17 protein-coding genes are annotated in these 18,289 nt (G+C 67.5%); 11 read left to right on the top strand and 6 right to left on the bottom strand.

The features are described from left to right. Nucleotides 1-32 precede the first annotated feature (32 nt). Nucleotides 33-419: a 50S ribosomal protein L7/L12 gene (rplL, locus tag JOE30_RS00915; RefSeq protein WP_188543368.1), complete on the top strand. Its 387-nt coding sequence runs from the start codon at nucleotides 33-35 to the stop codon at nucleotides 417-419. 77 nt (nucleotides 420-496) lie between these two features. Here rplL and JOE30_RS00910 read toward each other — a convergent pair whose 3' ends face one another. Continuing rightward, complete coding sequence (locus JOE30_RS00910; RefSeq protein ID WP_204869014.1) at nucleotides 497-1,195, bottom strand: hypothetical protein; 699 nt, start codon at nucleotides 1,193-1,195, stop codon at nucleotides 497-499. After that, nucleotides 1,195-1,785: a sigma-70 family RNA polymerase sigma factor gene (locus tag JOE30_RS00905; protein WP_307806017.1), complete on the bottom strand. Its 591-nt coding sequence runs from the start codon at nucleotides 1,783-1,785 to the stop codon at nucleotides 1,195-1,197. Before JOE30_RS00905 ends, JOE30_RS00910 begins: the two co-directional genes overlap by 1 nt. 140 nt (nucleotides 1,786-1,925) lie before the next feature. Here JOE30_RS00905 and JOE30_RS00900 point away from each other — a divergent pair, with 140 nt between their 5' ends. Beyond that, complete coding sequence (locus JOE30_RS00900) at nucleotides 1,926-2,627, top strand: CHRD domain-containing protein (protein WP_204869013.1); 702 nt, start codon at nucleotides 1,926-1,928, stop codon at nucleotides 2,625-2,627. Between the two features lie 13 nt (nucleotides 2,628-2,640). Next, nucleotides 2,641-3,240 (top strand): class F sortase, encoded by a 600-nt coding sequence (locus JOE30_RS00895; protein ID WP_204869012.1) that lies wholly within the window; start codon nucleotides 2,641-2,643, stop codon nucleotides 3,238-3,240. Between the two features lie 12 nt (nucleotides 3,241-3,252). Here JOE30_RS00895 and JOE30_RS00890 read toward each other — a convergent pair whose 3' ends face one another. Continuing rightward, nucleotides 3,253-4,428 carry an acyl-CoA dehydrogenase family protein gene (locus JOE30_RS00890; RefSeq protein ID WP_307806016.1) on the bottom strand — a complete coding sequence of 392 codons (1,176 nt, stop codon included), beginning with the start codon at nucleotides 4,426-4,428 and terminating at the stop codon, nucleotides 3,253-3,255. A gap of 300 nt (nucleotides 4,429-4,728) precedes the next feature. Here JOE30_RS00890 and JOE30_RS00885 point away from each other — a divergent pair, with 300 nt between their 5' ends. Both JOE30_RS00885 and JOE30_RS00880 read left to right on the top strand, forming a co-directional pair. Next, nucleotides 4,729-6,009, top strand: coding sequence for an aminotransferase class I/II-fold pyridoxal phosphate-dependent enzyme (locus tag JOE30_RS00885; RefSeq protein WP_239532455.1), 1,281 nt, complete (start codon nucleotides 4,729-4,731; stop codon nucleotides 6,007-6,009). Between the two features lie 4 nt (nucleotides 6,010-6,013). Then, on the top strand, nucleotides 6,014-6,520 hold the full coding sequence (locus JOE30_RS00880) for a DUF2505 domain-containing protein (protein ID WP_204869011.1): 507 nt from the start codon (nucleotides 6,014-6,016) through the stop codon (nucleotides 6,518-6,520). A gap of 6 nt (nucleotides 6,521-6,526) precedes the next feature. Here JOE30_RS00880 and JOE30_RS00875 read toward each other — a convergent pair whose 3' ends face one another. From JOE30_RS00875 to JOE30_RS00865, 3 genes are read right to left on the bottom strand one after another with little or no spacing between them, the layout of a single operon-like run. Next, nucleotides 6,527-8,167 carry an NAD-dependent epimerase/dehydratase family protein gene (locus JOE30_RS00875; RefSeq protein WP_204869010.1) on the bottom strand — a complete coding sequence of 547 codons (1,641 nt, stop codon included), beginning with the start codon at nucleotides 8,165-8,167 and terminating at the stop codon, nucleotides 6,527-6,529. Then, entirely contained in the window at nucleotides 8,164-9,798 is a 1,635-nt protein-coding gene (locus JOE30_RS00870) for an MFS transporter (RefSeq protein ID WP_204869009.1), read from the bottom strand. Before JOE30_RS00870 ends, JOE30_RS00875 begins: the two co-directional genes overlap by 4 nt. Continuing rightward, nucleotides 9,795-11,501 carry an MFS transporter gene (locus tag JOE30_RS00865; RefSeq protein ID WP_204869008.1) on the bottom strand — a complete coding sequence of 569 codons (1,707 nt, stop codon included), beginning with the start codon at nucleotides 11,499-11,501 and terminating at the stop codon, nucleotides 9,795-9,797. Before JOE30_RS00865 ends, JOE30_RS00870 begins: the two co-directional genes overlap by 4 nt. 454 nt (nucleotides 11,502-11,955) lie before the next feature. Between JOE30_RS00865 and JOE30_RS00860 the strand changes: the two genes are divergently transcribed. The 6 genes from JOE30_RS00860 to JOE30_RS00835 are packed head-to-tail and all read left to right on the top strand — an operon-like array spanning nucleotide 11,956 to nucleotide 18,263. Further along, nucleotides 11,956-13,191 (top strand): ABC transporter ATP-binding protein, encoded by a 1,236-nt coding sequence (locus tag JOE30_RS00860; RefSeq protein ID WP_204869007.1) that lies wholly within the window; start codon nucleotides 11,956-11,958, stop codon nucleotides 13,189-13,191. Nucleotides 13,192-13,200: 9 nt separating this feature from the next. After that, complete coding sequence (locus tag JOE30_RS00855; RefSeq protein WP_027504566.1) at nucleotides 13,201-13,995, top strand: ABC transporter permease; 795 nt, start codon at nucleotides 13,201-13,203, stop codon at nucleotides 13,993-13,995. A 2-nt stretch (nucleotides 13,996-13,997) separates the two neighbouring features. Beyond that, nucleotides 13,998-14,858: an ABC transporter permease gene (locus tag JOE30_RS00850; RefSeq protein ID WP_027504567.1), complete on the top strand. Its 861-nt coding sequence runs from the start codon at nucleotides 13,998-14,000 to the stop codon at nucleotides 14,856-14,858. Continuing rightward, a complete protein-coding gene (locus JOE30_RS00845) occupies nucleotides 14,855-16,186 on the top strand; it encodes an MCE family protein (protein WP_204869006.1) in 1,332 nt (443 codons plus the stop codon). Before JOE30_RS00850 ends, JOE30_RS00845 begins: the two co-directional genes overlap by 4 nt. Continuing rightward, nucleotides 16,183-17,247: an MCE family protein gene (locus JOE30_RS00840; RefSeq protein WP_027504569.1), complete on the top strand. Its 1,065-nt coding sequence runs from the start codon at nucleotides 16,183-16,185 to the stop codon at nucleotides 17,245-17,247. Before JOE30_RS00845 ends, JOE30_RS00840 begins: the two co-directional genes overlap by 4 nt. Beyond that, a complete protein-coding gene (locus JOE30_RS00835) occupies nucleotides 17,244-18,263 on the top strand; it encodes an MCE family protein (protein WP_307806015.1) in 1,020 nt (339 codons plus the stop codon). The genes JOE30_RS00840 and JOE30_RS00835 overlap by 4 nt, the downstream gene beginning before the upstream one ends. Nucleotides 18,264-18,289: the final 26 nt, after the last annotated feature.

Raw genomic sequence — 18,289 nt, 5'->3', positions numbered from 1 at the left:
GGCGACAAGGACTTACAGAGAGGACCGCCACCATGGCGAAGCTCAGCACCGAAGAATTGCTCGACCAGTTCAAGGAGCTCACCCTCCTCGAGCTCTCCGAGTTCGTGAAGGCATTCGAGGAGACCTTCGAGGTCACCGCAGCTGCCCCCGTCGCCGTTGCTGCCGCAGGCGGAGCAGCTGCTCCCGCCGAGGCCGCTGAGGAGCAGGACGAGTTCGACGTCGTCCTCGAGGGCGCCGGCGACAAGAAGATCCAGGTCATCAAGGTCGTCCGTGAGGTCGTCTCCGGCCTGGGCCTGAAGGAAGCCAAGGACCTCGTCGAGAGCGCTCCGAAGGCCATCCTGGAGAAGGTGGACAAGGCTGCTGCCGACGCCGCCAAGGAGAAGCTCGAAGCTGCCGGCGCGAAGATCTCCATCAAGTGATCTAGCCCCACAGCGCGAGAAGCGGCCGTACCCCTCGGGGTACGGCCGCTTTTCGCGTCTCGGGACGGTGCGCGAGGTCAGCCCACGGTGGGCAGCGCGGCGCGGGCGAGAATGCCGCCGCCCGCGGCCCGGATCTCGATCTCCGCGACGTCGGGACGCAGCACTGCGGCGTTCATGCGGCAGTCGATGGTCACGGCGGAGCCGAGGAAGCTGCCCGACGATCGATCCGCTCCGGCCCGATCCACCAGCACCACCTCGAAGGCCGCGTTCTGCGGGACGCCCTGCATCTCCAGGACGGTCTCCGTTCCCCAGGTGTGGGCGACGAGACCACCGTCGACACTCACGTCGAGCGCTGTCTCCGTGAAGTCGACCGTTTCGAAGGCGCCCAGTTCGCCCGGAGGTCCCGCGCTCTCGGCCACCGCGATCGCGCTGTCGGCGGGTGTCGCGTCACCTCGGGTGCCGACCGTCTGCACACCGAGCACCGCCGCGACGCCCACCGCGATTCCGGCGACAGCTGCAGCGGCCGGGACGAGGCGACCGCGTGCGGACGGTCTGACGATGCGTCGTCGAAGCAGGTCACCGGGTTCCGCATCGACCCAGGTCAGACCGGCTGCCGATCCCAGCGACGTGGCCGTTTCCCGCATCGTTCGGACTTCTGCGGCTATCGAGGCGTCCTCGGCCTCCAGAGCGTGAAGCTCGCGCCGCTCGGCGTCGGTCAGGTCGTCCGCCGCTGCGGCCGCGATCAACTCCTCGCGTCGCGGATGTCCCGGAGTCATCAGGTCTCCTGACCGTCGAAGTGGGCGCGCAGTGCACGTAGTGCGTAGTACGCGCGGGTGCGCAGGGTGCCGATCGCGACGCCTGTCCCCGCCGACAGCTCCGCGTAGGACAGGCCGGTCAGGTGGATGGCCACCACCACCTGCCGATGTTCGGGGGACAGGGTGGCCAGACCTTCCACCACCCGCATCCGGGTCAGGACGTGATCGCTGCGATCGGGTTCGACGGCATCACCCTCCGCCACCGGTGACGACGCGACCGGAGGGGTGCGGCCGCGCGCCCGCAGACTGTCCGTGACGACGTTGCGCGCGATCGCGAAGAGCCAGGTGCGGGTTCCACCACGGGACTCGTCGAACCTGTCCCGCGCTCGCCATGCCCGCACGAAGGTCTCCTGCACGCAGTCCTCGGCGGCGACACGGTCCTGCAACACGTTCACGGCGAAACCCAACAGGGACGAGGCGTGGTCGTCGTAGGCAGCCGCGAGATCGAACGTCCTGCTCTCGCGCGACCGGAAGATCGTCAGCGTCGGCTCCCTCGATGTCGGGGGAGCGGTGTCGTCCGCCGGTGCCCGTGCAGGACGAACCCTACTCACCGTCGACGCCGCTCCGACCTCCATGGTGGGTGTACGTCGAGAAACGCGACGACGTTCGATCGACATGAACGGATCGGACGTTCCGGACGTATCCCCTCTCGAAGGACGTCCGCGCATCCCGATCGGAAGGTACGACCATCATGACGACACGCACAGCACGAGGAACGATCATCGTTGCCGGAGGCGCCGCGGCGTTCCTCGCATTCACCGCGGCCCCCGCGGCAGCAGAGACACCCGTCGGCGAGCCGTCGTCGTTCACCAGCGCCTTCACGGCCATGGCGACACCCGACCAGGTTCTGAACGCGGACGGCGTCGCGACACCGGGTGAGCCGGGTGCGACCGGCACGTTCACGTTCCGCATCAACTCGGACGAGAACATCGTCTGCTACGACATCACCCTCGAGGGCGTCACCGGCGATTACATGTCGCCGGCGAAGACGGCGACGCACATTCATCAGGCAGCAGTGGGTGCCGCGGGTCCGCCGCGCATCGCGTTCCCGAACCCGTCTCCGGTCGGCGACGGACCCCGCACCAGCAGCGGCTGCCTGCAGGGGCCGTTCACGACCGGCGTGATGGCGAACGGTGCCGACACCGGAACGAACTTCGACCTCGCGGCCATCGAGGCGAACGCCGCCGGGTTCGCCGCGGACAGTCACACCACCGCCTTCGCCGCCGGCGCTGTGCGCGGACAGCTGACCCCGATTCCTGTCGGCGGTGTCGAGACGGGCGCCGGTGGATCCGTCACCGACAGTTCGACTGCGACCGTCGCGGGTGCCGGTGCTGCCGTTCTGGGCGTGGCAGCCCTCGTCGGGCTGGGCGTCGCCCGTCGGCGGAACTCCTGATCGACCGACGCGAATGAGATGGTCGACGCGCGCGAGTGCGTTCCTCCTGGTGGGGCTGGTGGTCGCCTGTGCGCGACCACCGGCCGCACCGCCCACGGAGACGGCGGTGTCCGCGACGTCTCCTGCTGCCGCCGCTGTGTCCGAGACGGGGCCTCTTGTCCCGGCGCGGGTGTCGGCACCCGCGATGGATCTGGACGAACCGTTGATCGAGCTGGGTCTGAACTCGGACAACACCATGGCGGTTCCCGAGGATCACGGCGACGTCGGATGGTTCACCGGCGGCGGGCGTCCCGGGCGTCCCGGTGCGGTCGATCAGGTCGGACCCACGGTGCTGGCCGGTCACGTCGATTCGACCACGGGCCCTGCCGTGTTCTTCCGCCTCCGCGGTCTGTCGGTGGGAGACGAGGTCACGGTCACCACGACAGAGGGCATCGAGGCCGGGTACCGGGTCACGGACATCGGCGACTACGCGAAATCCGAGTTTCCGACGGCGCGCGTGTTCGGCGCCGTCCCGCGCGACGAGCTCCGATTGATCACGTGTGCCGGTGTCTTCGACGACGACGCGGGGTCCTACGAGAACAACCTCGTCGTCTTCGGCACCCGCGTCCGGTGACCCGGGGCCGCGTCAGGCCAGAGAGAAGTTCTCGCCGCGGTGGTAGGCAGCCAAGGAGGACTCGGTCTCCCGGATCGACGGCGGGTGGAACGCGAAGGCGGACACGACCGACTGCAGGTACGCGATGTCGGGATCGGTGATGAAGGCGATGCCGCCCAGGGCGGTGACGGCGGCGTCGACCGCGCGGCGCAGAGCGCCGCGCAGTGCGATGCGGCAGAACAACAGCCGCGCCGAGAGGTCGGCACCGCGCTCACCCGAGTCCATCGCCGCGGCAACTGCTTCGAGGCCCGCGATCGCTGCCTCGAGCTCGGCGGCCGCCGAGGTGTAGACGCTGTCGCTGACTTTCGGGTGCCCCACGAGACGCTCTACGAGCGCCGTGGCTGCGCCGATGTACCCGGCGGACGCGAGAATGCCGAACCACAGGAACCCGGTGAGTTCGTGCATGCCTTCCGGATCGTCCAGCGCGCCGACCATGGTCAGCGACACCGGCACTCGCACGTCCTCGAGGACGACCTCCTCGCTCTCGGCACCCGCGAGAACGGGCGTCGTCCAGAACGGACGCACCGAGACGCCGGGCATCGACGCAGGAATGAGCGCGACCGCCTTGCGCGTCTTTCCACCCTTCTTCTCGCGCGTCGCGACGCTGGCGGCGAGGAAGTCCATCGAGGCCGACAGGCTGCACGGCTTCTTGCTGCCGTTGACGACGTAGTCGCCGTCGTCGTAGTAGGCGTCCACGGACGGCACCAGCGTGCTGCCCACGCCTTCCGCGAACCCGGACGCGATGATCGACTTCTGTTCGATGAGGCCGGCGACGAGCGGCAGCTCCTCCTCGGGGCCTGCCATGGCGATCTCGATGATCGTGGCGATCGACAGGTGGTGCATCGTGACAGCGGCGGCGAGCGACGGGGAGGCCGCGCCGATGGCTCGGTGGACGCGCAGTGCCTCGACGGCGGTGGCGCCGAGCCCGCCGAGCGAGGTGGGTGCGATGAGTCCGCATCCGCCCGCGTCGCGGAACGTCGCGATGGCGTCGCTGCCGGGCGCCTCGAGCACGGACAGGGGTGTGGCCTCGAGGTAGGTGGCGAGGGCGGGCAGCAGACGACGGAGCGTGGCGCGTTCGGTGGACATGAGCCGCGACGGCTGCGCGGTCCCGTCGGACGCGAGAGCTGCTCTGTCAGCGAGAACGGACACGTACCGGCCTTTCGTCGAAGAAGGGTGACCGTGGCTGACACCGGTGTGGGACACGGTGCCAGCACGTCACTCGATACCGCAGTATTCGGGGTCGGTGACTGCCTCGATGGCGCCCGTCTCAACTGCTGTTGCAAGACACAAGGGCAATCGTGTTCGTTGGCAACTACTCACAGGTCGCGGCACCCTCGGGTCGCCCGTGCTGACCGTAGGCTCGAATCACAGACGTGTCCCGTCGCACGGGTCTTCCGGACCGACGAGCGCACTCGCGTCACGTACCGATCCCCCGATCTTGGAGCGAACATGAGCTCGCAGAGAATGCTCGACCGAATCCGCCACGACAAGCGAATCTGGGCCCACCGTGTCCTGACCAAGCACGACCAGAACCCGTTCTTCCGCGTCATGAAATCGGTCAACGCGCCGGTCGTCGACGTGGAGGACCGCAGCGTCATCATGCTCGGTTCCAACAACTACCTCGGCCTCGCCGATCACCCGCTGGTGCGCGCGGGAGCCGCTGCAGCACTGGACAAATACGGCGCAACGGTCACGGGTAGCCGGTTGCTCAACGGCACCATCTCGCTGCACACAGAGCTCGAGGAAGCGCTCGCCGACTGGCACGGGACCGAGCAGGCGCTGGTCTTCACGACCGGTTACCAGGCGAACCTGGGCGGCATCAGTGCGCTGTGCGGTGTCGGTGACACCATCATCGTCGACTCGGCCGCGCACGCGTCCATCTACGACGCCTGCCGCCTCTCGCGTGCCACCATCCGCGCCTTCCGCCACAACCGAGTGGATCTGTTGGAGGAGAAACTCTCCCGCTCCACCGGTGTCGTCATGGTGGTCGTGGACGGCCTCTACTCGATGCACGGTGATCTGGCCCCCCTCGACGAGATCGCCGCCGTCTGCGAGAAGTACGACGCGGCGCTGTTCGTGGACGAGGCGCACAGTGTCGCGGTCATGGGCGCGAAGCGCACCGGTGCCGCCGAGCTGTTCGGCATCGAGGACGACATCGACGCCCGGATGGGCTGCCTCTCCAAGGGTCTCGGATCCTCGGGTGGCTTCGTGGCCGGTTCCAAGGACATCGTCGACGCGATGCGCGTGCACGCACGCACGTTCCTGTTCACCACCGCAGGCGTGCCGGCGGCTCTGGGTGCGGCCCTCGCCTCGGTGCAGCTCATGCAGACCGAGGAGGGCGCCGAGCGCGCCACCCGTACCCTCGCCAATGCGCGCTACCTGCACGACGGGCTCGTCGCGGCCGGCGTCGACGTCCACGCGCCGAGTCCCCTCCCGGACGGGACCGACATGGTCTCGCCCATCGTCCCGGTGAACGTTCGCGACGATCTACGAACGGTGAACACCTGGCGGAAGCTGTGGGACGCGGGCATTTTCGCGTCCGCCGCCATGTTCCCCGCGGTGGCCCGTGACGGCGCACTCCTGCGTCTGTGCGTCCAGCCCGACCACACCACCACCCAGCTCGACTACGTCGTGGAGAAGATGGGCCTGTTCCTCGGCGAGAACTCGCCCACTCCCGACTCGGCCCCGGCCGAGGTGGGAGCGGCACTCGCCGCACCGGCGTCGGTCTGACCCTGTGACGACGCAGGTCGACCAGCGCACGACGTACGACTGTGCCGCCGCGGTGCTGCACGCGACCCTCACCGACGAGAGGTACTGGCTGGACCGGATCGCCGAGATCGGTGGCGGCAGTCGAGTGGTGGAGCATCGCGTCGAGGAGGGTCTGACCACCTCGGTGGTCGACCAGGACCTCGAGGCGGCGGCACTGCCGAAGGCATTGCAGCGCTTCGCCGGAGCGTCGATGTCGGCACGGTGCACCGAGTCGTGGCAGTCGGTGCGCGAGGACGGGTCCGCGCAGGGCCACTACACCCTGCGGGTCATCCGGATGCCCGTGGTCATCGACGGGGAACTCGAACTCCTCGCGACCGGAACACAGCAGTGCGTGCTCCGCTTCGTCGGTACGGTCGACGCGTCGATCCCGGTGATGGGTCCGGTGGTCGAGAAGATCATGGTCGGCGAGATCGACAAGAGCTTCTCCGCCGAGCGCGAATTCACCCAGTCGTGGCTCGCCCTCCGGGCCTGAGCCCTCTCATCTGCGGCGGGGGAGTGCGCGCAGGATCGCCTCCTGCAACCGGCGCTGACCACGGCCGGACGTGAGAGTGGTTCCGCGCGGCACCGGCACGGTCCGGTAGGAACCCGAGACCGTGTGCGGTGCCTTGTGTTCGGCTCCCCGCAGACGTCGGGGCAGGCGCGGTCCGCTCCGTGCGGCGAGCAGACCGTCCGTGCCCGGAACCGCGGTCAGGGTGTCGTCCCCACGGCGCAGTGCCGTGGCCGTCCGCCGAGTCCTGGTGCGCGGAACCCGCACGAGGAGAACGTCGGTCCCCGCGAACTCACCGGCCGCGGCGTCGATCGCCTCGGCTCGTGCCCGGCGTCCGGCGCGCCCGCGCATCCCGGTGCCGAGTCCGTGTCCCGGGGCGTCGAGCAGCACGACCCGCGGACCCTCGTCGGCAAGAGTCCGTGCCAGTCCGGTGGCGTATCGCGCGTGGGTACCGCGGGGGAGCGCGAGAAGGACGGTGGGAGCCGAGGAGTCGGTGCCCTCGTGGATCTCCGCGTGTACGGACCCGCTGGGCGTGGGGATCTGGCGGTGCTCGCACGACGTGATCGCGCGATCGAGTTCGACGCTGAACGCCTTCACGTCGGGGTCCACGTCGCCCCAGGTCCGCACGCGGCGGGTGGCGCCGTCCAGGGCCGCCTCGCACACGTGATGGCGAGCCGGGGCGTGGCGGGTCGACAGGATGGGGCGGCCGTTGAGCAGCACCATCACGGCCGCGGCCTCGGCGGACGACATCGTCGGGGTCCACCCGGTGGCGCGTTCGAAGGCCGTCGAGTCCACGGCTGCCTCGCCCGAGGAGATCCAGTGGCTGGAGAACGGCAGGACGCGGAGCGCGTACGCGAGATCGACCACGGTGCGCAGGACTCGAAGCGGTATCGGCAGCACCAACTGGCCCTGCATCGCGCCGAGTTCGCGCACCCCGAGCCAGTCGCGCGGACCCAGGTTGAAGGGACCGTTCAGGGGTGTCCGGACGGCCCGGTGGAAGGCGTCGGCCAGGTCGTCCTCGTGCAGGAACTGGTAGCGGGACTGCGCCGGATCGGGGAAGGCCACCACGGACTGGGTGAGCGTGTCGATGCCGTCGTTCGAGAAGTGCGTGCCCACGATGTAGGTGGGGCGCAGCATCGAGATGGTCATGCCGCCCTCGTGGCGACGCAGCCACCACTCGACGAAGTGCTCCACCTCGGCCTTGTCGAAGAAGTAGTAGCGCAACGGATCCGACGTCGGGAACTCCTCCTCGGTGACGGGCACCGGGAGGTCCTCGCGTCCGTAGGCGCTGACGCTCGAGGCGATGACCATCGAGCGCACACCGGCCCGGTGCGCGCACTCGACGGCGTTGCGCGAGCCCTCCAGATTGGTCGCGTGGATCGCAGCCTTGTCACGCTGCTCCTCGACGACGAAGGCCAGGTGGATCACCACGTCACAGCCGGCGAAGGCCGTCTCGAGTTCGGGAGAGCGGATGTCCATCGCGATCGAGCGGAGCTTCGGGTGCCGCACGCGCGGTGCTCGACGACCCAGCCCGATGACCTGGTCGATCTCCGGATCATTCAGCAGCACAGGCAGAATGACGGCGCCGAAATCGCTCGTCGCGCCGGTCACGGCGACGGTCAGGCCGCTCACCGTTCGTCCGCACTGAACTGACGGGTGGTGTCCTCGGGACAGGTCATGACGACTCCTGTGGTGCGGTGGTGGCGGGGAAGCATGATCGCGACGACGATCGCGCAGGCGAACACGGCCGCGGCGGCGATGTAGGACGCCACCTCGGACCCGGCCATCGCGGCGTCCTTCATGGACAGGACGAGGTTGTCGCGCACTGCGGAGAACATCTCGGGGACCGGGTACTGCTGGATCTGTTGCACGCTGAGGACGCTGCCGTTCACGTACTCCCGGTCGCGGTCCGGGAGGATCTCCGACGGGATGGTCGCGACGAGCGGGCCGACGGTGGTGTTGTAGTACGACGCGGTCACCGATCCGAGAACCGCGACACCGAGAGTGCCGCCCAGTTCCCGCGTCGTGTCGTTCACCGCCGAGCCGGCACCGGCTTCGTCGATGCGGACGGACGACATGATGGACTCGGTCGCGGGACCCTGGATCACGGCGATACCGACCGCGAGCACGATCATCGTGGGCAGCAGCAACCCGACGTACGAGCTGTCGATGCCCACCTGTCCCGCCATGACCATGCCGACGCCCACCAGCAGCAGGCCCGCGACGATCACCGGCATGGTGCCGATCCGCTGGGCCAGCGAGGTCGCGGTCGGTGCACTCACCGCGAGCGCGACCGCGAACGGCAGTGTCGCGACACCGAATTCGAGCGGCGAGTAGCCGCGGACGCCCTGGAAGTACTGAGTGATGAGGAAGACGTACCCGAAGAGGGAGAAGTAGGCGATCGAGATCGCGAGCGCCGGCATCGCGAAGGGGCGCAACCGGAACAGGCGCACGTCGAGGATCGGGCTCGGTACGTGGGACTGGCGTACGACGAAGGTGGACAACAGAATCAACGACACCGCGATCCCGCCGAGCGTGGGCACGGTCACCCAGCCGTGACCCGGCGCTTCGATGAGTGCGTACACCAGGAGCGAGACCCCCGCGAAGGACAGGGCGACACCGGGTAGATCGAGCGGACCGGTGGACGCGGCGCGGGATTCGGGCACCACGGCGACGATGCCGATCACCGCGACGGCGGCGACCGGGACGTTGAGCCAGAACACGGAGTGCCACGTGAAGTGTTCGATGAGCCATCCGCCCGAGACCGGGCCGATGGCGATGGCGACGCCGGCGATCGAGGCCCACACGCCGATGGCCACCGCGCGGTCGGCGGGAGTACGGAACAGATCGATGATGACGGCGAGGGTCGCCGGCAGCGCTGCGGCGGCGAAAACGCCCATCAGGGCCCGCGAGGCGATCAGCTGTGGCAGGTCGTCGGCGACCGCGCCGACCACCGACGTCGCGGCGAGCCCCATCACGCCGATCAGCAGCATGCGTCGTCGTCCGATGCGGTCGGTGATGTTGCCGAAGGCCAGCAGCAGACCGCAGAACGTGAGGATGTACGCGTCGACGATCCACTGCAGTCCTGTGAAGCCGGCACGGAGGTCGGTGGAGATGTCGGGCAGAGCGACGTTGACGACGGTGTTGTCGAGCACGACCAGCAGTTCGACGAGACAGATGACGAGGAAGGCGATCATCCGCCGCGGTGACGAGAGGAGGTGGGACGACGACCGCGGCGGCGGAGCGGCGTGCCGGCCGGTCATGACGGCGAGTCCGGGCCGCTGCTCGGGGCAGAACCGGCGTCCTTCGCTGCGGCGAGACGGTCCACCGCGCGCTCGTCGGAGGTCTGCGGCGCCAGCATGCCCGTCGTGCGATACGACGCCGGGAAGAAGAAGAAGACCAGTGCGGCACAGACGAACACGGCTCCCGCCGCCACGTAGGCCGCGATGGACGAGCCGCGCAGCGCAGCTTCCTTCATCTCCAGGATCAACTGTGCGCGTTGCGGTTCGAACATCGCGGGCAGGTCCCGCTTCTGGATCTCGATGACACTGAGCACGCTGGACTGCGCGTAGCCCTTCTCCGTCTCGCTCATGATGGCGGTGGGGATCCGTTCGACGAGCGGCCGCACCGTCGACACGTAGTAGGAGGCGACGATCGATCCCAGCACCGCGACACCGAGTGTGCCGCCGATCTCGCGAGTCGTGTCGTTCACCGCGGCGCCGGCTCCGGCCTCGTCGAGGGGGAGGGACGACATGATGGATTCCGTCGCGGGGCCCTGGATGATCGCGATGCCGACCGCGAGCAACAGCATCGCGGGCAGCACCAGCGTCAGGTAGGAGCTGTCGATCTCGACGCGTCCCGCGACGAGCAGGCCCGCCCCGATGAGGACGAGACCCGTCACGAGCACGGGCATCGTGCCGATCTTCTGCGCGACGATCGTCGAGACCGGAGAGCTGACGGCGAGTGCGGCGGCGAACGGCAGTGTCGCGATTCCGAATGCGAGAGGGGAGTACTCGCGCACTCCCTGGAAGTACTGGGTGATGAGGAACAGGAAGCCGAAGAGGCTGAAGAACCCCACCGCGATCGACACGGCGGGCCACGCGAACGGGCGGATGCGGAACAGCGACACGTCGAGGACGGGGGACGAGATGCGCCGCTCCCGCCGGACGAACAGCACGAGGAACGCCGCGGCGAGCACGAGTCCGCCTATCGTCCGCCACGACGTCCAGCCGAAGTTGGGTGCCTCGATGACCACGAACACCAGCAGGGTGACGCCCGCGATCGACAGGATCACGCCGGGCACGTCGAGCGGGCCCACCGCCGAGGCCTTCGACTCGGGGACGACGAGCACCACGAGCACGACGGCGACGAGGGCGACGGGGACGTTCATCCAGAACACCGAGTGCCAGGAGAAGTGTTCGAGCAGCCAGCCGCCCGACACCGGTCCGATCGCGACGGCCACGCCGGCGATGGACGACCACACGCCGATGGCGAGGGCACGTTCCTGCGGCTTCGGGAACAGGTTGGTGATGACGGCCAGGGTCGCGGGCAGGACCATCGCGGCGAAGACACCCATGATCGAGCGTGAGGTCAGGACGTGCACGAGGGAGTCGCCGAGCGCACCGATCACCGACGCGGTACCCAGGCCGGTCAGGCCGACGACGAGGAAGAGCTTGCGCCCGTATCGATCACCGAGGTTGCCGAACGCCAGGAGGAGACCGGAGAAGGTGAGCGTGTACGCGTCCACCACCCACTGGAGTCCCGAGATGCCCGTCGACAGTTCGATGCCGATGGACGGCAGCGCGACGTTGATGATCGTCATGTCGAGGACGATGAGGAGCTCCGCGATGCAGATGACGCCGAACGCCGCGAGCTGCCGGCGTCGACCGATCTCGGTTCGGATCCCGAACGTCGAGTGCCCCCGTGACGCGGACGTCCCCGTGTCGTCCTTCGAGCTGCTGCCCATGGCGTGATCCCCCGTTTTCCCCCGGACCTCGCCCGTGGATACAGCGCGGCGAGTGTCGTGCGCGAGCGCAACGCTAGGTGTCACGACGGCACTGTCGACGCTAACGGCGGGAGCGCGGGAGAAGTCGGTGTGACGTCACAGAGTTGCCTCGGCGAGCCGGTGACGCCGTACGACGCCGCAGGTGGGAGCGCTCGGCGCGCGCCGGACGGAGCGACACCGGAACGCCCCGGCGTGCACTGCCGCCACCAATTTCGGCCTTGTCGGCTCCGTTCCCTCGTGAATCGGGCGTTCATGGGTCACACTTCTAACCGGAGACTGCGGCCAGGTCGGGGGACGTGTTACTGGGCGGTAAGGTCCGTGGTCGTTGCGACCACTCGGCTGAGTTAGAGTGACGCGACGCACACCGGTGTCGACGCGTTCGCGTCGTGTGCGACGAGCAGTGGGAGGGATCCAAGTGGGTGTCGAGGTTTCGGTCGAGGGATTGACCAAGTCGTTCGGTGTGCAGAAGATCTGGCAGGACGTCACGTTGACGCTCCCGAAGGGCGAGGTCAGTGCTCTCCTGGGGCCGTCCGGTACCGGCAAGTCCGTCTTCCTCAAGTCGCTCATCGGCCTTCTCCGTCCGGAAGAGGGATCGATCGTCGTCGACGGCACGGACATCATGGAGTGCTCGTCCAAGGAGCTCTACGAGATCCGCAAGTTGTTCGGCGTGCTCTTCCAGGACGGCGCCCTCTTCGGCTCCATGAACCTGTACGACAACACCGCCTTCCCGCTTCGTGAGCACACGAAGAAGAAGGAGGACGAGATTCGCAGCATCGTCATGGAGAAGCTCGAGCTGGTCGGTCTGACCGGCGCCGAGAACAAGCTCCCCGGCGAGATCTCCGGCGGTATGCGCAAGCGTGCCGGTCTGGCGCGTGCGCTCGTCCTCGACCCCGAGATCATCCTGGTGGACGAGCCCGACTCGGGCCTCGACCCGGTGCGCACCACCTACATCAGCCAGCTGCTGCTCAACATCAACGCCCAGATCGACGCGACGATGCTGATCGTCACGCACAACATCAATCTCGCGCGCACGGTGCCGGACAACATCGGCATGCTGTTCCGCAAGAACCTCGTCATGTTCGGTCCGCGCGAGGTGCTGCTCACCTCGGACGAGCCCGCCGTGAAGCAGTTCCTGAACGGCACCATGATCGGGCCGATCGGCATGAGCGAGGAGAAGGACGAGGCGCAGATGCGCCAGGAGCAGGCCCTCTCCGACGCCGGTCACAATCTCGGCGGTGTCGAGGACGTCGAGGGCATCATGCCGCAGATGGACCCCACGCCCGGCATGCCTCGTCGTCAGGCCGTGGATCGTCGCCGCGACCGGGTGCGCAGCATCATGCACACGCTGCCCGAGCACGCACAGCACGCCATCCAGCAGAGTCTCGACGAGGCCGACAGCCAGGACGGCCGTCAGGCGGAGCCGGCCTACGCGGGTGCTCAGCAGGGCCACCAGGAGTCGTACGGTCAGCAGTCGGGCTACGACCAGCAGCCGGCCTACGGCGGTCAGACCTACGACCAGGGCCAGACCTACGACCAGGGCCAGACCTACGACCAGGGCCAGACCTACGACCAGGGCTACAGCAACCAGGGATGGAGCGAGCCCGGCCAGGACCGGAACGACGGTCTCCCTTCCAGTGGCTCGCGGGGCTGACCGAAAACAATGGCGAAAACGAAGAACCCGATTCTCAAGTCGGGCACTGCAGCGCTGGCCCAGGCAGGAAACATCGTCGAACTTCTCGTCGATGTCGCGCGGAATACCTTCCGTCGCCCCTTCCAGTTCCGCGAATTCATCGAACAGGCCTGGTTCATCGCCAGCGTCACCATTCTTCCGACTGCGCTGGTCGCCATTCCGTTCGGCGCTGTGGTCTCCCTGCAGACCGGGTCGCTGATCAAGCAACTCGGCGCCGAGTCCTTCACCGGTGCCGCCAGCGTGCTGGCAGTGGTCCAGCAGGGCAGTCCCATCGTGGTGGCGTTGCTCATCGCGGGTGCGGCGGGATCGGCCGTGACGGCCGACCTCGGTTCGCGCACGATCCGCGAGGAGATCGACGCCATGCGGGTGCTCGGCATCGATCCGGTGCAGCGCCTGGTCGTTCCCCGCGTCCTCGCGATGATTCTCGTCGCGCTGCTGCTCAACGGCCTGGTCTCGGTCATCGGCATCGCCGGTGGCTACTTCTTCAACGTGATCCTGCAGGACGGAACGCCCGGTGCGTACCTGGCGTCGTTCTCCACGTTGGCGCAGTTGCCCGACCTGTGGGTCGGTGAGCTCAAGGCCGTCGTGTTCGGTCTCATCGCCGGCGTCATCGCGTCCTACAAGGGACTGCATCCCAATCCCGGTCCGAAGGGCGTGGGTGAAGCGGTGAACCAGACCGTCGTCATCACGTTCCTGATCCTGTTCTTCGCCAACCTGATCATGACGTTGGTCTACCTGCAGGTCGTCCCTGCGAAGGGAGGGTGAGCATGACCATCGCTCGTGGTCGTGGAGACCGCACCCTGCTCCGGCTCCGTAGCGCGGCCTCGGCTCCGCTCGGTGTGCTGGACCGTGCCGGTGAACAGATGTCGTTCTACGGACGCGCGATCGGGTGGATCCCGAAGACGGCCGTGCACTACAAGAAGGAGACCCTCCGCCTGCTCGCGGAGGTCACGTTCGGTTCCGGCGCTCTCGCCGTCATCGGCGGCACCATCGGCGTCATCCTGATGATGTCCGGGTTCACCGGTGTCGTCGTCGGTCTGCAGGGCTTCGCGGCGCTCGAACAGCTCGGCAGCCAGGTGCTGACGGGCTTCCTGTCGGCGTACGTCAACACGCGTGAGATCGCGCCCATCGTGGCGTCCCTCGCGCTGTCCGCGACCGTCGGCTGTGGCTTCACCGCCCAGCTCGGCGCCATGCGCATCTCCGAGGAGATCGACGCACTCGAGGTCATGGCCGTTCCGTCCGTGCCGTTCCTGGTGTCGACGCGCATGATCGCCGGGTTCATCGCCGTCATTCCGCTCTACATCGTCGGCCTGCTGTCCGCCTATCTCGCGTCCCGCTTGGTGAGCACGGTCTTCAACGGTCAGTCGCCAGGCTCCTACGACCATTACTTCACGCTCTTCCTGCCACCGGAGGACGTGCTCTACTCCTTCGCCAAGGTGCTGGTCTTCGCCTTCGTGCTCATCATGATCCACTGCTACTACGGCTACACCGCGTCGGGCGGACCCGCCGGCGTCGGCGTGGCCGTCGGTCGTGCCGTGCGTGCCGCACTGGTCACGGTCGCGGTGCTGAACTTCTTCCTGAGCCTCGCCATCTGGGGCACCACGACGACGGTGAGGGTCGCCGGATGAACCACGCTCCGTCGGCGACACGTCGTCGCCTCCTCGGAATCGGATTCCTGCTCGTCGTCGTCCTCTTCGTCGCGTGGAGCATCACGACCTTCAACAAGACGTTCAAGGACGTCGTCATGGTCGACCTGATCACCGACACCGTCGGCAACGCACTGCCCGCCAACGCGGACGTGAAGGCGCGCGGCATGATCGTCGGCGAGGTGCGGTCCGCCACCACCGAGAACGGCGAGGTCACGTCCAAGCTGGCACTCGATCCCGGTCTCGTGGGCACCATCCCGTCCAACGTCACCGCCCGGTTGCTGCCGAAGACGCTCTTCGGTGAGCGCTACGTCGCGCTCCAGATCCCCGAGAACTCCGCCGACGCAAGCCCTCTCGCCGAGGGTGCGGTGATCCGTCAGGACACCAGCGGCAACGCGGTCGAGGTCGGCCAACTGCTCGACTCGTTGCTCCCGCTCCTCGACGCCATCCCGCCGCAGGATCTCGCCAACACGCTCGGTGCGTTGTCGCAGGCTCTCGAGGGCAACGGCGAGCGGCTCGGTCTGACTCTCGACCGGCTCGAGGAGATCTTCTCGGGCCTCAACGACGAGCTGCCGAACATCCAGCAGGACCTCGTCGGCATCGCGGACCTGTCGGAGACGTACTCGACCGCCGCTCCCGATCTGATCGACGCGCTGGACAACCTGCGCGTCACCGGAAACACGGTGGTGGAGAAGCAGAACGACGTCACCACCCTGCTGGCGAGCGCCACCGCGTCGTCGGGTTCTCTCGCCGACCTGGTGCAGACCAACGCCGAGTCCATCGTGTCCATCGCGGCGGACTCCCGCGAGGCGCTCGAACTGCTCGCCGAGTTCTCCCCGTCGTTCGGCTGCACGTTCACCGAATTCGTCCGCGTCGCAGACGAGGCGAAGAAGATCCTCTCGGTCGACGATGCGTACCCCGGCGTCCGTGCGTCGATCAACTTCGTGAACCCGAAGGGGCGCTACATCCCCAATCAGGACGAGCCGCGCCTGTTCGACACCCGCGGTGCGTCGTGCTTCGAGAACGTGACCACACCAGGCAAGTTCTTCCCGCAGTACCCGGGCAGCGGCGTCAACGACGGCTCCTACCAGGTGCCGTCGCGTAACCCCGGCCCCGCGGTGGACCCCGGCGCGCTGCCCAATCCGCTGCAGTCGCCCGTCCCGGCGGCCTACGCCGGATCGGACATCGAACGGGACACGCTGGCCGTGGTCTACGGCGGAGGCTCCGGCATCTCCCCGGACCAGGTTCCCGCGTGGACCACCCTGGTGGGCGCTCCGGCGCTCCGCGGCACGGAAGTGAGTGTGCGATGAGAGGCCTAGCGGCACCGCTGATCAAGCTGATCGTCTTCGCGGTGGTGACCATCCTGGCGACGGCTGCGCTGGCGTTGACCATCGCCAACGGCGCCGGGTCCGGCAAGACCAAGTTCTCGGCCATCTTCACCGACGTCTCCTCGCTCAACGAGGGCGACGAGGTGCGCATCGCCGGCGTGCGCGTCGGCCAGGTCGAGAAGATCGAGATCCACGAACGTGACCTGGCTCAGGTGGACTTCGCGCTGACCGAACGGGAATGGCTGCCGGCCTCCACCACCGCGACCATCCGTTACCGGAACCTGATCGGGCAGCGCTACATCGCGCTCGAGCAGGGCACGGGCGACCAGGGCGAGAAGATCACCAGCGGAGCCACCATCCCGCTCGATCGGACGTCCCCCGCGGTGAACCTGACGACGCTGTTCAACGGCTTCCGTCCGCTGTTCCAGACGCTGACGGCCGACGACGTGAACAAGCTGTCCTACGAGATCATCCAGGTGTTCCAGGGCGAGTCGGGCACCATCGGAGATCTGGTGCGCGACACCGCGAGCCTGACCAACACGGTCGCCGACAAGGATCAGGTCATCGGTGCGGTCATCGACAACCTGAACGGTGTCCTCGACACGGTGAACCAGCACGACAAGGAACTCGACCAGTTGATCGTGAACACCCAGGCGCTGGTGTCGGGTCTGTCGGCGGATCGTGACACCGTCGGCTCGGCGGTCACCTCGCTGGCCGGACTGACCGACGCGACAGCGGACCTGCTCGAGCCCACCCGCCCGTCCATCCAGTCCGCCATCTCGTCGATCGACGGACTGTCGACCAAGATCAACAACCGGCAGCAGGACTTCGACAACATCCTGTCGAACTTCCCGGTCAAGCTCGAGAAGCTGATCCGCGTCGCCAGCTACGGCTCGTGGTTCCAGTTCTACCTGTGCGGCATCGACATCGTCGCCGGGCCGGGCTACGCGCCGCAGCTCAACCTCCCGACAGGACTGCCCACCATCAATCAGCCGTTGTACACCAACTCCGCGAAGCGTTGCGCCGCAGGAGGTATCTCGTGACGAAACGCAAGCCCGCGGTGCTGGGTGCCCTCGGCATCTTCATCATCCTGATGGCGACGTTGTCCGCGTTCTTCCTCGACTCGCTGCCGATCATCGGTGCCGGATCGAAGTACACCGCGAATTTCTCCGAAGCGGCCGGACTGCGCGCCAGCAACGAGGTGCGGATCGCCGGCGTGAAGGTCGGCAAGGTCACCGACGTCGCCCTCGACGGCGACAAGGTGAAGGTCGAGTTCACGGTCAGTGACGCGTGGGTCGGCGACAAGACCTCTGCGTCCATCCAGATCAAGACGCTGCTCGGCCAGAAGTTCCTCTCGCTCGAGCCCAAGGGCGAGGAGCGGCTGAACCCGCGCGACGCGATCCCGATCGACCGCACCACCGCGCCCTACGACGTCATCGACGCGTTCTCCGACGCCGCCCGTACCACCGGCGACATCGACACGACGCAGCTCGCGACGAGCATGGAGACGCTCTCGCAGGCGTTCTCCGAGACGCCGGAGAACATCCGCGCCTCGCTCGACGGTGTCACGCGGTTGTCCGAGACAATCTCCTCCCGTGACGACGAGCTGAGCAAGCTCTTCGCCGCGACCGACAAGACGACGCAGGTTCTCGCCGACCGCAACCAGGAGTTCACCAGGTTGATCGGTGATGCCTCGGTCCTGTTGCAGGAGTTGAACAATCGGCAGCAGTCCATCTCGCAGCTGCTCATCGGCACGCAGCGGGTGTCCACGCAGCTGACCGGTCTGATTCGCGAAAACGAGGCGCAGATCGGGCCCGCACTCCAGTCGCTGGGCCAGGTCATCGACACCCTGAAGACCAACAACCAGAACATCGCCGAGGCGATCAAGCTGTACTCGCCGTTCGTCCGGCTGTACACCAACATCGTCGGTAACGGCCGCTGGTTCGACCAGGTCATCGTCAACACCTTCCCGCCCGGTCTCCCGGACATTCCGGGATACCGTGAGCCGATTCGCACCCTCGGTGTGGATCCCGTCCGTAGTCCGGGAGCAGGCCAGTGACCGCATCCACCGACCAGGAAGCTCCG

Source organism: Rhodococcus sp. PvP016, assembly GCF_017832185.1.
Taxonomy (GTDB): Bacteria; Actinomycetota; Actinomycetes; order Mycobacteriales; family Mycobacteriaceae; genus Rhodococcoides.
This window is presented reverse-complemented; position numbering and strand designations above follow the sequence as displayed.